This is a genomic window from Acidisarcina sp. (genome assembly GCA_035539175.1).
Classification (GTDB): domain Bacteria; phylum Acidobacteriota; class Terriglobia; order Terriglobales; family Acidobacteriaceae; genus JANXZS01.
This window is the reverse complement of sequence record DATLIY010000007.1, coordinates 363687-377615: the sequence shown is the minus strand read 5'-3', so window position 1 is coordinate 377615 and position 13929 is coordinate 363687. Positions and strand designations below refer to the sequence as shown.

The following is a 13929-nucleotide window of genomic DNA, read 5'->3' as shown; positions in this document are numbered from 1 at the left end:
GATGCCTGAGTCCAATCCCTCTTCGACGCCGGCTCTCGCGCTGCTTCCGGTTCTGTGCCTGCTCGTCGTGGCTCCGCGGTCTTCGCAGGCCGCGTGCCAGCCGGCGGCGGGCATGCAGCGTGGAGATAGCAGCGTGGTGCGTTCCATTGAAGATCCCGCGCTGGGGAAGAGTTGGGGGCTGCTGAAGGATTGTGCCCATCCCGGTGGGCCGGGCAGGCTGGTCGCCCTGGCCCCGCCGACGGCAGGCGCAGCGAAAGCAGGACAGGGAAATGCCACAGTAGCGGTGGCAAAAAGAGAACCAGTCGAGATCCATGCGGGCGAAACCATTGCGTTAGTCGAGGAGACCTCAGTGGTACATCTGGCGCTGCAGGCGATTGCACTCGAATCCGGCGCCAAGGGCACGCGAATCAAGGTGCGTCTGGTGGGGGGAGGCAGCGTGCTGACGGCCGCTGTGCTGGGACCAGGCCAGGCCGGACTCATCCCTGGGATCGAACCCTTTGCAAAGACGAATGAGGTTTTGCCATGAGAGCTTTTCTTGTAACTGTGACGGTTTTATTTTTCGTACAGCCGATGGCAATTGCCGGACACAACATTCTGCGGCCCAGTACGAAGCCGACGCCCCCCGACGTTGCATTGACCGCATACATTGAAAGGGTACGTGCCGAGAGTGCGGCGGAGGTGAGAACGCCCGGCTCGATCTGGTGCCCGAATGGCCGTATGACGCGCCTCTCGAGCGATATGAAGGCGGTTCACCTCCATGATGTTGTTTCGATTATTGTCTCGGAAAATCTGGCCGCATCCACCGATGGAGCCGTGAAGAACTCCCGCGGATCGAGTGCGAGCTCGTCGATCTCGGGATTACTCGGCAAGGTGTCGTCTTCGAATGCCCTGCAGAACCTGATCAATCAGAACTCGGCATCTGCGCTCAATGCGCAAGGGCAGAGCGTCACCAACTCCAGCCTGAGCACGACTCTCGGGGGCGAAGTGATGGATGTGCTGCCGAATGGAATGCTGGTGGTCCAGGCGGTTCGCCAGGCGACCTTCAACCAACAGACGCAGTTGATCCGTATGCGCGGGCTGATACGGCCCGAGGACATCAGCCCGAATAACCAGGTGCTCTCGACGGCCATCACCGATCTGGAACTTGAGGTCGTCGGCAAGGGCATCATCAACGACTACACCTACCGCCCAAACGTGATCGTCAGGCTTTTTCAGCGGTTACTGATCTTCTAGAGGACAGGTTGTGACTTTCTCAAACGCAGTTTTTTCTATTCCGGTTCGGGGAATCCCGCCACGCCGGCGGGCGATTGCATTGCTGTCGCTCGTTGCGCTCCTGCTCGCCGTGACGCCGTCCGCGGAAGTTCGCGCCGCTGAGGTGCGAGTGAAGCTGGCACGCGTGAAGGACGTAGCGACTATCGAGGGAATCCGCGATAACCAGTTGATCGGCTATGGAATCGTGGTTGGCTTGCGGGGCACCGGGGACAGCTCGCAAACCTACTTTCCCATGCAGACACTGATCTCAACCTTGCAGAGGATGGGAGTGACGCTGCCGCAATCCTCCAGTTCGTCTTCCATGCGCGTGCAGAATATGGCAGCGGTTTTTGTTGCCGCAACGCTGCCGCCCTTCAGCCGTCCGGGGAGCAAGCTGGATATCACCGTCTCTTCGGCAGGGGACGCGCGCACGCTTGAAGGAGGGCTGCTGCTGATGACGCCGCTCTATGGTCCCGATGGGCAGATCTATGCCGAGGCCCAGGGACCGCTTGTGATCGGCGGATACTCGGCGGGTGCGAACGGAAATTCCCGGCAATTGAACCATCCCACAACCGGACGTGTGCCCTCCGGTGGAATCGTGGAGCGTCCCGTACCGCTCGATCTGAAGCAGCTCCATGGCCTTTCGCTGCTGCTGAACGATGCGGATTTCCGCACTGCGGAGAGCATGGCCGGCGCCATCAACCGGGAGCTGGCCCGCCCCCTGGCGCATGCCGTTGATAGCCGCAGAATCGATCTGGCCATTGCCTCCACGGAAGATATCCCCGAAGTGCTGGCGAGAGTGGAGGCCGTGAATGTGCAGGTGTATCCGCGCGCCAAGGTCGTTGTCAACGAGAGAACCGGCACGGTGGTGATCGGCGGAGATGTACGGCTGCAGCCGGTATCGATCCTTCACGGCGGCCTCGCGGTCAACGTGACCAGTGATTTTGAGGTGTCGCAGCCAAACCCGTTCTCGGGAGGCACGACCCAGGTGGTGCAACAGACGACGGTGCAGGCGCAGGACAAGCCGGTCAACCGGATAGAGCTGAAGCAGGGTGCCACGGTGGACGATCTGGTGCAAAGTCTGCAGCAGATAGGGGCCTCGGCCCGCGACGTCATCTCCATCCTGCAGGCGATGAAGGAAGCTGGCGCACTGGAAGCGGAACTGGAGGTATTGTGATGGATTGGTCGGTTGCAGCAAAAATCGGCGCGCCCGAGGCAGGAAGGGCAGAACACTCCCGGCTGGCGTCCGCGGCTCATCAGTTTGAAGCCAGCATGATGAGCGAGTTGATGAAGCCGTTGCAGGAGGATTCCCTCTTTGCCGAAAAGGCGCAGGATGCCGGCGCCGATGGAGGCAGCGGCAACGCCCTCACGGGGTTCGCCTCGGAGTCGCTGGCGTGCGCGCTCTCCCAGCATGGCGGCCTGGGCATTGCTCGCCAGATCCTTGACAGGCTTGACGTTAAGCCCACAAAACATGCTGCACCGGCAGCCGCGGGAGTTTCGCTTCGGGGCGTCTGATTCTTTTAGCGGTTTAGCCGGAAATCGTTCAAGTTACTCCTCCAATCTGCCGATATTGTGGGGGGTAGGAGAGACGGATGAACATTAACGATCGATTCCAAAGTCTGCAACACATTCTCGGTAATGAGGCGGTTTCTCCGGCAGGGCGGAAGGGCGCCAAGGTCTCCACGTTGTCTCGCGAAAAGGTTGGTCTTGCGGCAGATGAAGCACACGTAAGTTCCGCCGCCAGCCTGGCAACACAAGCGGCAGCAGCTTCGGATGTGCGAATGGAGAAGGTGACCGCCATTCAGCAGGCCCTGGCTGCGGGAACGTACAAGGTGAGCAACTCCGAGGTAGCCGCCAGCCTGATCGATTCCATGCTGCAGCGATAGGTACGTGCAGGTTACGGCAACGCTACAGTGCGTCTGAAGAGGGAGTGAAACGATGGCAGCATTCACGCGAGCATCATCCGCACCAGCAGCATTCACACGAATGGAGCAGAGGGGGGAGCTTAAGGATCTCGGCACTCTCTCCGAGGAGCCGCGGCCGGAGCTGGATTCGACCTTGCGTGCCACTATCGAGGCGTTGACGCAGTTGGACGCGGATCGTCTCGAATCACTGGCCCGGGGCTGTGAGCGCATGACCGGACGAGTAACGACAATGGAAGCGACGAGTGCGCGCGAGTCACATCGTATCCTCAAATGCCTCCTGGAGCAGACGCGGCGCAATCTTCAATTGCTGCGACGGATTACCGAGCGCAGCGCCGAGGAATATTCGCGGCCCGCATGTTCGCAGCTCTGAAAAGTTTTGCAGCTCTGAAAGTTTTGCCGCTCTGAAAGTGTTCGCGACTCCGAAAGTTTTGCTTCTTGCCAATCAGGTTCGCTAGCCGTCCTGGAACGGCCAGGTCCATACCACTGCATTTCCGGAACCAGTATTCCGGGATCAACACGTCGAAAGGGTGATCGATGGGAACGTTGAATACAGCCTGGAATATCGCGACCGGAGCCTTGGCGGCGGATCAATCGGCGCTCAATGTTGTAGCCAACAATACCTCCAACGCGAACACGCCGGGCTATACCCGCGAAGCTGCAATCTGGCAGGAGAACGATCCCGTGCATCTGAGCGGGCTCAGCTATGGCATGGGAGTCTCGTTCACCGGCTCTGTTTCGCAGCGTGACCGCGTGCTGGAGCAGCGCCTGCAACAGCAGACACAGGTGACGGCAGCAGGCAGTGCGCGGCTTGCCGCTCTGAATAACGTCGAGGGAATCTTCAGCCAGAGTGGGTCGAGCGCATCCTCGAGCGGAATCGCTTCGGCGATCAGCGGCTTTTACAATTCCATGGCGCAGCTCGAGAGCGGTCCAAGCGACACGTCGCTGCGCCAGCAGGTGCTGAGTGCAGCCAATACGCTGGCGCAGTCGATTCAGAACGCGGCTGCCAGCCTGGGTCAGCAACGATCCTCGCTCGACAATCAGGCCAGCTCTCTGCTTAGCCAGGTGAACTCGCTCAGTCAGTCGATCGCTTCCCTGAACCGGCAGATCGAGTCGGGCTCTCCTTCCACCGATGCGGGAGTGCTGGAGGATCAGAGACAGCAGGATCTGCTGCAATTGTCGCAGTTGATCGGCATCCATACGATACCCACCGAGGGCAATGGCCTGACGGTGACCACTACCTCAGGCGCGGTGCTGGTGGCCAAGGATGTAGCGGTCCCGTTGACGGCCTCCTCCTCCGGCGGCGTGACCCATTTCTACTCTGGCACGACGGATATTACCTCGCAGCTTGTTGCAGGGGGCGGTCAACTCGGCGGCATGCTCGCGGTGAGGGACCTGGATATTCCAAATTTGCAAAGCTCGCTGGATCAGCTCGCCTATGGCATCGCAACCAAGATCAATTCGATGAACAGCGGCGGCTATGATGCGACAGGAGCCGCGGGGGGCAATATCTTCGCCCCGCCGGCGGCTGTAACCGGAGCCGCGCTGAATATGTCGGTGGTTTTGACCGATCCGAGCGGTATAGCTGCGGCAACGTCGAGTGGGGCAGCTACGGATAATTCGAATGCCATCAATATGGCCGATCCGATGAATTCAACGATCGCGCCCGGGCAGACGGCGACCAGCTTCTACTCCTCCTTTGTGACTGTCTTTGGCAGCAACGTAGCTGCTAGCAGCACGCAGAACACTGCGCAGCAGGCATCGCTGACGCAACTCCAGAACCAGCGGAATGCGCTGTCGACGGTGGACTTGAACGAGGAGGCCGCTGCCATGAGCAATCTGGAGCGATCCTTTCAGGCGGCGTCGAAGGTATTTTCCATCCTGAACTCGGTGATGGCCTCGGCGCTGAACCTTGGAGAGCAGAGCACGGTAAGCTAGGCCCGCCTCTACAGAGGGCTGGCACAAGATGTGCACGAGAACGCAGGCAGCAAGACAGGGAGAGAAGCAGCGATGCGCGTGAATCCGCTTTATGTTTCAAATCTTGTAGGGGCATTGGACCAGACAGTGGCATCACAGCAGCAGTTGACGCAGGAGCTGGCCAGTGGAAAGCGCGTCAACACGCTGTCCGATGATCCAGTAGCTTCCGGGCAGAATGTGCTGCTGAGCAATCAGATATCCCGGGATGACACCTTCACCCAAACGGCAAGTTCCGTCCATGGCATGCTCCAGGTGACGGATACTGCATTGGGCTCGGTCGTCTCTCAGTTGACCCAGGCCATCTCCCTCGCCACCTCGGCGAACAATGGGACCATGAACGCCTCGAATCTGCAGTCGATTTCCGCACAGATTGCCGGGATTCGCGATGAGGTCGTTGCACTGGCAAACACCAGCTATCTTGGGGTGTACGTCTTTGCTGACAGCAAGGGAACCAGCGCTCCGTTTCCCACCGCCACTAGCGGCTACCAGGGTGGCTCGACGACCAATAGCCTGGTGACTCCCAATGGGCAGTCGATCCAGTTGAACGTTACCGGGGACAAGATATTCACCGCGCCGGGCAATGACGTGCTGGGCACGCTGAATCAGCTTGTAGCCGATTTTGCAAGCTATCCCGCGTCAGCCACAGCCGTGGCGGATACCCAGAAGCTGACCAGCGTGCTGAATTACGTAAGCAGCCAGCGTATCGTGATTGATAACTCCATCTCGCGCCTCTCCGCCGCGCAGAGTGCCGCGCAAAGCGAATCCACGCAATTGCTGTCGGCGCAGACAGATCTGATCCAGGCCGATTACGCCAAGGTAGCCACACAGTTGAGCGCAGCTCAGACGCAGCAGGCCGCTCTCTCGCAGGTGATTGCCAAGTTGGGCAAGGGGAGTCTCTTCGACTATCTCTAAACCCAATCTGCCATCGCAGTTCTCTCGCTCATCTATACTTGCAGCAGGAGTGAGTGATGCTGGCGGCAGTGCGATTTCTATGGAATGCAACGCGGGGACATCGACTGGCGCCGTGGCGCAGTGAGTATCTGAAGTGGCGCGTTGAGACCTACTCCGGCATGAAGGCGGAGACGCTTGGCTTCCGTGAGATTTCCGGATTTGTGTGGGAGCAGAAATGGGAGCTGCTGCGTTTCCTGCACTGGATCGATAAAATGGATGCGGAGACGCGAAGATTGCGGGCGTGACTCTTTGCAATCCCGAACCGTACCCCTATGCGGCACCACTTCAGATTTCCCCTCCTTCAAGATAAGGATGCTGTGAGCCGAGAGGCCCGACTGATGAGTTGTCGAGCAGCCTCGCGCGCCTGCGCTATGCGAGCTTGGGGAATCGTCTTCCTTGCCGCAGTTTGTGTTGTCTCCTGCCTGGCTCAACCGGAGAGCCCTACCTTTCGCGTGAATACCTCGGTCGTGCTGGTTCCGACGCTGGTGGAGATGCACTCCGGCGATGTGGTCTATACCCTGAAGCCCGATGATTTTATCCTCGAAGACAATGGCGTCCCGCAGAAGATTCAGGTAGACGAGGACTTCGATCAGGCTCCGGTGTCGTTGATAGTTGCTATCGAGAAGGGCCGCACCAGTCTGCTGCAATTTCAGAAGATCAGCAGGATTGGTCCGCTGGTAGATCTGTTCCTGGGGCAGGGGCGTGGCGAGGCAGCCGTGGTTACCTTTGACAGCCAGCCCCAGTTGCTTACGGATTTCACGGATGATACGGAGGCAATCGGAAGGGACCTGCAGCGCCTGCAGCCAGGAGATGGCGGGGCAGCAATTCTGGATACGGTCAGCTACTGTATCGACCTGCTGGAACAGCAACCCAGCAACCGCCGCCGCGTCCTGCTGTTGATCAGCGAATCGCGCGATCATGGCAGCAAGCATGTGGATTCGCAGCAACTCATCGAACGCCTGGGCACCAGTAATACGCTTGTGCTTAGCGTGACCTACTCCGCGGCGAAGGCGGAGGTTCTGAACGATGTGAAGGGCGGGGGAGCCGCGGGTTCCACGATCAACATCCTGTCCCCGATGATGATGGCGATTGCTGCGGTTCGAAAGAACGTTGCGAAAGAAATCGCGGTGATGAGTGGCGGCGAATATGTGCCGTTTACCAGGGAGAAGGCCTTTCAGGACAGCATCGCGGAGGTGGCGAAGCACGCTCGAAATCGCTACCTGTTGAGTTTTCATCCGACAGATCGCACGCCCGGTCTGCATACGTTGCGGGTGCGGCTGGCGCAGGATTACGGTGCGCATGTTGTGGCGCGCACCAGCTACTGGGCGGCGAAGGACGAGGCTGAGCAGGGCCGATAGCCGGTTCTATACTTTCAGTCCGATGGACCGCATCAGTTCCAGCCCATTGCTCTTTGTAACTACCCCTTCGCGTAATTTGAAGTCGAATTTCATCCTTCCATTTTCCATCTCATCCTGAAAATGCACGTTATGGAGGCGATGATCCTGCGAGATATCGATCTCGGTCAGGGAGAGATCGTGAGTGCTGATCAACCCGATGGCGCCACGATCCATCAGCGCGCGAACGATTCCTTCTGCTCCAATGCGGCGATCGCTGGAGTTGGTGCCCTGCAGCAGTTCATCCAGCAGAAAGAGCAGGGGCGGAGGCTGTTCCGCCAGGTCATAGATCTGGCGCAGGCGGGTGATCTCCGTATAGAAGCGTGAGTTTCCCTCCTGCAGCGAATCGTGAATGGCGATGCTGGCGCCGACATGCAGCGGTGTCAGTCGCAGGAGTCTGGCGCGGACGGGCGCGCCAGCCATAGCCAGCACCGTATTCACACCGACGGCACGTAATAGAGTGCTCTTCCCGGACATATTGGAGCCGCTTACGATGAGCGCACGTGCCGGCTCCACAATACTGACCGTATTGCGAACACACTTCGCTGCGGGTATCAGCGGATGGCCAAGCTCTTCCGCGTGGAAGGATGCCGCCCCGCTGATGAGTTCGGGGAAGGAATTCTCCGGGTGTTCGTAACTGAAGGCTGCCAAGGAGAGGAGGGCCTCCATCTCTCCAATGGCGCTGAGCCATGTCCGGACAGCGTGCCCATGATCGCGCCGCCATGTTTCGGCGGCGTAGGCTGCCTGAAACGAGTACATCAGCGGGACATTCAGGATGCGGAGAAACCAATTCTCCCGCGACTCGATGTACTGCACAATGTTTCGCAATCGCGCGATCGCCCGCGAGCCTTCCAGATGATGGGAGGACAGCGCTGCGGAGAGGGTCTGCAGCCTTGCCGCAACGAAATGTTGGCGCTCGAGCCGGGCCAGCAGGGTGGAGAGCAGGTTGAGGTCTTCAAACTCGCGCTCCGTACCGGCCAGGGCTTCCTCGGTCTGCTTGCGGAAGACAAAGAGGATGCCGCCCTCTATCGCCACGGTGGCCAGGAATGGGGACTTCACATCCCATGCCGCCCAGAGAACCGCCGTGGCAACAGCAAGAAGGGCGAGCAAGAGGGCGAGCCATCGCAACCATTGCTGAGGCAGACCATTCGGGGATTCCGCCCACTGCAACAGGGCTTCGGGATGAACTCCGGCGCGGGAATCCTCGCTGAGCACGGCGAGGTCTTCGCGCAGATTGAGTTGCGGGCGGAGTTCCTGAATGGCCGCATGCCGCTCGTGGATCGCGTCCACCGTCGACGGGGATAAGAGCCATTGTGCCAGCGTGTCTTCGCCCATGCGCGTGCGGGCGATGGAGAGGAGCTCAAACAGGCTGCCCGCTCCAAATAAATCGAGATCGGCGGCATAGATGTGATGCGGATCGCGAAAGCGCTCGCCCTGTTGTCCTGTGCCAGCCCAGCGATCTTCGATGCGAGCCAGTCCGCTGCGATACACCGATGCGGCCCTCTCCGCGAGAGCCCGCCTTTGGAGCACGCCCGAGTGATACGAGGCGATGCCGGCAAATGCGGCGATTGGCAGAAAGAGCCACCATGGCGAGAAGAGATGCCGTCCAAAAGAGAGCCACGCCGCGAGAAGAGTTGCGATCGCGAGCAGCAGTCGAGTATTCCCGAGCCGAATGTGAAGCTGATCGAAGTGGGCGATGCGGAGTTCACAAGCCCGCAGGCGCTGACCGTATTCTTCTATTGGGGGCGATGGCATCGGGTGATGTACCTTGTTATCTGTAAGTTACCGCGTTGAATTTCAGGGGAGTCCGGGAGCGTTGCCGGGGTGCGATTTTCGCCTCCTGTTTGATTTTGCAAAATTGCAGGGTGGACACGGCTCATGTTACTCTTGGTCAGACACTTAGAGAGTGGACTAGAAGAAAAATAGAGGAGTACGCACTTTCGTGCTGGCACCTGCAAAGAAAATCGACATCATCACGCGTTTTCGCACTCACGACTCCGATACCGGAAGTCCTGAAGTGCAGATCGCTATTCTCAGCGAGCGCATAGGCGAACTCACCGAGCACTTCAAGACGCACAAGAAGGATCACGCTTCGCGGCGTGGACTATTGATGCTGGTGAGCAAGCGCCGTCGCCTGTTGGATTACTTGAAGACCAACGACTCTGACCGCTACCGCGATGTGATCGGGAAGCTGGGCATCCGCAAGTAAGCAAGCGAGAACCTTGTCCCCAAACCTTACGCGACGAGATTGGGTAATGCTGGCCAGATCTCTGGCTGGCGTGTATGGCGCGACATACGCCGCAACGGACGATCCGGAGTATCCCGGAATCCGTGCGGCGGTTTTGCGTTTTGGAGCAAGAGCATGGCTCTGAGAGTGGAGCGAGCACGAACGCTCGCGGCAGTCCGCTCCCGAAACATCTTTTCGGCGCCCTATACATCCCTCTTTCCCGCGCGCATTTGGTGCTGGAAGTAATAGAAATGAGGAATTTATGAAGCAGGACGTCACAGTCGAACTTGCCGGTGGCAAGCGGCTGACATTTGAAACGGGCCGCATGGCCAAGCAGGCCTCTGGCGCTGCACTCGTCACCATGGGTGACACCGTCGTTCTGGGAACTGCAGTAGCCTCTCCGGATCCCCGGGAAGGCATCGATTTCTTCCCCCTTACCGTTGACTATCGCGAGTACGCATACGCTGGTGGGCGCATCCCCGGCGGCTTTATCAAGCGTGAGGGCCGGCCCAGCGAGCGTGAGATTCTTACCTGCCGCCAGATCGATCGCCCCATCCGCCCCTTGTTTCCTGAGGGCTTCCGCAATGAGACCCAGGTAATCGCGCTGGTTTTTTCGGCGGACAAAGAGAATGACCCGGACATCATCGGCATCAATGCCGCAAGCTGCGCGCTCTCGCTCTCGGATATTCCTTTCGGCGGCCCTGTGGGTGCCGTTCGCGTCGGTCTGGTCGATGGCGAGTTTGTCGTCAATCCGACCTATGCTGAGCGTAGCGCAAGCACGCTGAACATCACGGTTGTCGGCACCAAAGACGGCATCGTGATGGTAGAGAGCGGCTCAGAGGAAGTGAGCGAAGACACGGTGGCCGATTCCATCGACTTTGCCCACGTGGAGATCAAGAAGATCGTTGCCGCGATCGACGAGCTGGTGAGCAAGGCCGGTAAGCCGAAGCGCGTGATTCCTGCTCCGGAGTTCGATCAGGAATACTACGATGCCCTCTCCGCGAAGGTCAGGGATCGCTTGACGGATGCCCTCGATACCCAAACACATCCCAAGGCCGAGAGCTATGCGCTTATCAAGGCCATCAAGGATGAGCTGGTGCAGGATCTGCCTGAGGGCGAGGCCGATGCCAAGAAGAAGCTGGCAAAATACTACGAACATCTGCGTGAAACCATCTTCCGTCAGCAGGTAACGAAGGATCGTATCCGTCCGGATCGCCGGGCCTTCGATGAGATTCGTCCCATCACGATTGAAGTGGGAGTGCTGCCGCGTACGCATGGATCGGCTCTCTTTACGCGTGGAGAGACGCAGGCGCTCGTGACCGCGACACTCGGGACTACCGATGACGCACAGCGGCTCGAGACCTTCGAAGGCGAAAAGAAGAAGCGCTTCATGCTGCACTACAACTTCCCGCCGTTTTCGGTTGGCGAGGTGGGCCGCATGACTGGCGTCGGACGCCGCGAAGTTGGACATGGAGCGCTGGCGGAACGCGCCATCTCCGCAGTGCTGCCCAATGAAGAGGAGTCGCCCTACACGGTTCGCGTTGTCTCCGACATTCTGGAGTCAAACGGATCGTCTTCGATGGCTTCGGTTTGCGGTGCAAGTCTTGCGCTGATGGATGCGGGGCTCCCCTTGAAGGGCGCTGTGGCCGGTGTTGCCATGGGCCTGGTGAAGGAAGACGAGAACTACGCGATCCTTACGGATATTGCTGGCGCGGAAGATCACTACGGCGATATGGATTTCAAGGTCGCAGGTACCCGCAAGGGCATCAACGCGCTGCAGATGGACATCAAGATCAGCGGCATCACCGGCAAGATCATGCGCGAGGCACTCGAACAGGCTCGCCGTGGACGGCTCTTCCTGCTGGACGAAATGGATGCCGTGCTGACCAGTGCCCGTGAGGAGCATTCGAAGTTCGCTCCCCAGATCCACACCCTGATGATTCCGACCGACAAAATTCGCGATCTGATCGGACCGGGTGGCAAGACGATTCGCGGCATCATCGAGCAGACTGGCGTGAAGATCGATGTGGACGACACTGGCCGCGTCAATGTCGCGTCCAGCGATGAGGCGGGTCTGGCGAAGGCGCTGGAGATTATCGGCAACATCACCGCCGTGCCGGAAGTAGGGAAGACCTACCTGGGCAAGGTTGTTCGTCTGGCGGAGTTCGGGGCATTTGTTGAGCTTTTCCCAGGAACCGATGGATTGCTCCACATCAGCGAAATCGCCGAGCACCGCGTCAAGGAAGTGAAGGACGAGTTGCGGGAAGGCGACCAGGTGCTGGTGAAGGTGCTGGGCATCGAAGGCAACCGGATCAAGCTGTCACGCAAGGCTCTGTTGAAGGAGCAGCGCGCCAAGCTCGGTTTGCCGGAGCCAACAGCGGCGGCGGCGAGTGAGGAAGAAGCAGGCGAAGCCCCTGCACCCCGCCGGCGTGAGCCAGTGGAGCGCCAGCCATCCTCCAACGCGAGCACGATCACGATTGAGGGCGGAGACGACTTTGAAGACGAAGCCCCTTTCGAAGAGGGTGACGACGAGCCAAACTTCAATCGCATCGATGGCGCGCCAGTAGGTGCTCCCCCGGCAGGCCGTGCTCCCGCAGGCGGACCGGCGGCGGGGCAGCGCAAGCGTCGCCGTCGCAGCCGGGGTCGTGGACCAGCAGGCAGTGGTGGTGGTAGCAATCGCGGACCGCGGTAAATAACCGGTAGTAGGTAAAAGAAGGGGGCTGCGCAAGTGCGCGGCCCCCTTTCTTTTGGTGGGTATGCGGATGGAGGATTTGCCACGCTGGGTAACGATTCAGATAACCAAATGACCCGGTTGAAGGTTACCTGCGAAACTCCTCTTTCGTGAGTTAAACTTGTTTGCGATGAGTGCGTCGATGTACATCGTCGTTCAGGGAGAAGACCCTGGTTTCGATATCTTCGTGAATGGGCACGCCCTGGCCCGCAACGAAGATGCCCTCGAGAAGCTGGCGGAGAAGCTTGGAGTGAAGCCGCTGCTCGAGTTCTTCTCCGCGGATCAGAACTCTATGGCTCTCCTGCTCGAGGAGGGTGCCGGTGATCCGGAATGGGCGAAAACCTTACCCCCGCCGCAATGGTTCTCTCCAGAAGATGGCTTGATTACAATTTGCACCTTGCTGGATTTTCTTCGTTCGTCCATGACGGCGCTGGGGAATGAGACGGCGGCTGTGATCGGCGAGCTGGATGAGTTTGAGGGCGTACTCCGCAAAACCGCAACAAAACATCTGCGTTGGCAGCTGGCTGTGAGCTGGAAGTAGTCTTATCTCCCTAAACGCTGTCGTCTTTGATGATGTGCTACATCTTGGATCGAGGGGACGTATGAATGCGATTCGCCGCTCTGCAGAGCTTTTGTCCCGCGGTAGGGTCTTCCGTCGTAGATTTTCTCGGCAATACGGAGGAGCCCAGCTCTTTGTCACCCCGGAGTGTGGTCTTCGATACCTTCGAAGCAACCTTGAATCGGTCGATACGTGCCTGCTCAATCTCGCCAAAGAATTAGTCCAACCCAACTCGGTGACTTGGGATATCGGAGCAAATCTGGGACTGTTTTCTTTCGCTGCGGCAGGGCTGGCGGGCTCTGCCGGCAAGGTATTTGCTGTCGAGCCGGACACATATCTCGTAGATTTATTGCGCCGCTCCTCGCGCCTCAAGAATGACGGCGCGGCTCCTGTTACGGTGATTCCATGCGCTGTGAGTGAGTCATTCGGCGTTTTGGATTTCCATATTGCGCAGCGCGCACGGGCGGCAAATTCTCTGTCGGTTTTTGAGGGAGGCCAGGGGGGTGGGGTGCGCGAAACCCAAAGTGTATTAAGCGTCACCCTGGATTGGCTGGCGACACAAATTCCTCCGCCGGATCTGATCAAGATCGATGCGGAAGGGGCTGACCTCCGAGTTCTTCGCGGGGCATCCCGGTTGCTCGACGAGCATAAGCCCGACTTGATCTGCGAGGTCTTCGAGGGAATTGCCGCAGAGGTAACCGCGTTTCTTTTCGATAAGGGATATACGCTCTACAACGCGGAGCTCCCACGGCGGGAGCGGCGGCCCTTAACTCAAGCGACCTATTCCACATTGGCGGTTTCGAGTCAAAAGGTACGCTCCACTGCGATGGCTTTTGATGCCTAGTGCCAAGTGCCAGGGAAACCGGGCGCCAGCACGATGAAGGATCTCTCTGAAGAGCAGAGCTGTGGGCGCGGCG

15 protein-coding genes are annotated in these 13929 nt (G+C 59.0%); 14 read left to right on the top strand and 1 reads right to left on the bottom strand.

Annotated features, from left to right (window positions below; all coding sequences use genetic code 11):
• Window position 1: 1 nt before the first annotated feature.
• The 10 genes from VM554_04300 (at window position 2) to VM554_04255 (ending at window position 7459) form a co-directional block, all read left to right on the top strand.
• Window positions 2-526 carry a flagella basal body P-ring formation protein FlgA gene (locus VM554_04300; GenBank protein ID HVJ07580.1) on the top strand — a complete coding sequence of 175 codons (525 nt, stop codon included), beginning with the start codon at window positions 2-4 and terminating at the stop codon, window positions 524-526.
• Window positions 523-1233 (top strand): flagellar basal body L-ring protein FlgH, encoded by a 711-nt coding sequence (locus VM554_04295; protein ID HVJ07579.1) that lies wholly within the window; start codon window positions 523-525, stop codon window positions 1231-1233. Before VM554_04300 ends, VM554_04295 begins: the two co-directional genes overlap by 4 nt.
• Before the next feature lie 10 nt (window positions 1234-1243).
• Complete coding sequence (locus VM554_04290; GenBank protein HVJ07578.1) at window positions 1244-2428, top strand: flagellar basal body P-ring protein FlgI; 1185 nt, start codon at window positions 1244-1246, stop codon at window positions 2426-2428.
• Complete coding sequence (locus VM554_04285; protein ID HVJ07577.1) at window positions 2428-2766, top strand: hypothetical protein; 339 nt, start codon at window positions 2428-2430, stop codon at window positions 2764-2766. Before VM554_04290 ends, VM554_04285 begins: the two co-directional genes overlap by 1 nt.
• A 77-nt stretch (window positions 2767-2843) precedes the next feature.
• Window positions 2844-3137 (top strand): flagellar biosynthesis anti-sigma factor FlgM, encoded by a 294-nt coding sequence (gene flgM, locus VM554_04280; GenBank protein HVJ07576.1) that lies wholly within the window; start codon window positions 2844-2846, stop codon window positions 3135-3137.
• 52 nt (window positions 3138-3189) lie between these two features.
• Window positions 3190-3546, top strand: a complete 357-nt coding sequence (locus tag VM554_04275) for a hypothetical protein (GenBank protein HVJ07575.1) — start codon at window positions 3190-3192, stop codon at window positions 3544-3546.
• A 164-nt stretch (window positions 3547-3710) separates the two neighbouring features.
• A complete protein-coding gene (gene flgK / locus VM554_04270) occupies window positions 3711-5111 on the top strand; it encodes a flagellar hook-associated protein FlgK (protein ID HVJ07574.1) in 1401 nt (466 codons plus the stop codon).
• Window positions 5112-5183: 72 nt separating this feature from the next.
• A complete protein-coding gene (locus tag VM554_04265; protein ID HVJ07573.1) occupies window positions 5184-6062 on the top strand; it encodes a hypothetical protein in 879 nt (292 codons plus the stop codon).
• A gap of 56 nt (window positions 6063-6118) precedes the next feature.
• Window positions 6119-6346 carry a hypothetical protein gene (locus VM554_04260; protein ID HVJ07572.1) on the top strand — a complete coding sequence of 76 codons (228 nt, stop codon included), beginning with the start codon at window positions 6119-6121 and terminating at the stop codon, window positions 6344-6346.
• 93 nt (window positions 6347-6439) lie between these two features.
• Window positions 6440-7459: a VWA domain-containing protein gene (locus VM554_04255; protein HVJ07571.1), complete on the top strand. Its 1020-nt coding sequence runs from the start codon at window positions 6440-6442 to the stop codon at window positions 7457-7459.
• 6 nt (window positions 7460-7465) lie between these two features.
• Here the strand turns inward: VM554_04255 and VM554_04250 are convergent, their stop codons facing one another.
• Window positions 7466-9250: a hypothetical protein gene (locus VM554_04250; protein HVJ07570.1), complete on the bottom strand. Its 1785-nt coding sequence runs from the start codon at window positions 9248-9250 to the stop codon at window positions 7466-7468.
• A gap of 187 nt (window positions 9251-9437) precedes the next feature.
• Here VM554_04250 and rpsO point away from each other — a divergent pair, with 187 nt between their 5' ends.
• From rpsO to VM554_04230, 4 genes are all read left to right on the top strand, one after another.
• Window positions 9438-9704, top strand: coding sequence for a 30S ribosomal protein S15 (gene rpsO / locus VM554_04245; GenBank protein HVJ07569.1), 267 nt, complete (start codon window positions 9438-9440; stop codon window positions 9702-9704).
• Window positions 9705-9984: 280 nt separating this feature from the next.
• A complete protein-coding gene (gene pnp, locus VM554_04240) occupies window positions 9985-12414 on the top strand; it encodes a polyribonucleotide nucleotidyltransferase (GenBank protein ID HVJ07568.1) in 2430 nt (809 codons plus the stop codon).
• 181 nt (window positions 12415-12595) lie between these two features.
• Window positions 12596-12994, top strand: coding sequence for a hypothetical protein (locus VM554_04235; protein HVJ07567.1), 399 nt, complete (start codon window positions 12596-12598; stop codon window positions 12992-12994).
• 91 nt (window positions 12995-13085) lie between these two features.
• Complete coding sequence (locus tag VM554_04230; GenBank protein ID HVJ07566.1) at window positions 13086-13856, top strand: FkbM family methyltransferase; 771 nt, start codon at window positions 13086-13088, stop codon at window positions 13854-13856.
• Window positions 13857-13929 lie beyond the last annotated feature (73 nt).

Bases quoted from the DNA above. Each gene is read 5' to 3' on its own strand.
- VM554_04300 (HVJ07580.1), top strand. From the start codon at position 2: ATGCCTGAGTCCAATCCCTCTTCGACGCCGGCTCTCGCGCTGCTTCCG.
- VM554_04295 (HVJ07579.1), top strand. From the start codon at position 523: ATGAGAGCTTTTCTTGTAACTGTGACGGTTTTATTTTTCGTACAGCCG.
- VM554_04285 (HVJ07577.1), top strand. From the start codon at position 2,428: ATGGATTGGTCGGTTGCAGCAAAAATCGGCGCGCCCGAGGCAGGAAGG.
- flgM (HVJ07576.1), top strand. From the start codon at position 2,844: ATGAACATTAACGATCGATTCCAAAGTCTGCAACACATTCTCGGTAAT.
- VM554_04275 (HVJ07575.1), top strand. From the start codon at position 3,190: ATGGCAGCATTCACGCGAGCATCATCCGCACCAGCAGCATTCACACGA.
- flgK (HVJ07574.1), top strand. From the start codon at position 3,711: ATGGGAACGTTGAATACAGCCTGGAATATCGCGACCGGAGCCTTGGCG.
- VM554_04265 (HVJ07573.1), top strand. From the start codon at position 5,184: ATGCGCGTGAATCCGCTTTATGTTTCAAATCTTGTAGGGGCATTGGAC.
- VM554_04260 (HVJ07572.1), top strand. From the start codon at position 6,119: ATGCTGGCGGCAGTGCGATTTCTATGGAATGCAACGCGGGGACATCGA.
- VM554_04255 (HVJ07571.1), top strand. From the start codon at position 6,440: ATGAGTTGTCGAGCAGCCTCGCGCGCCTGCGCTATGCGAGCTTGGGGA.
- VM554_04250 (HVJ07570.1), bottom strand. From the start codon at position 9,250: ATGCCATCGCCCCCAATAGAAGAATACGGTCAGCGCCTGCGGGCTTGT.
- pnp (HVJ07568.1), top strand. From the start codon at position 9,985: ATGAAGCAGGACGTCACAGTCGAACTTGCCGGTGGCAAGCGGCTGACA.
- VM554_04235 (HVJ07567.1), top strand. From the start codon at position 12,596: ATGTACATCGTCGTTCAGGGAGAAGACCCTGGTTTCGATATCTTCGTG.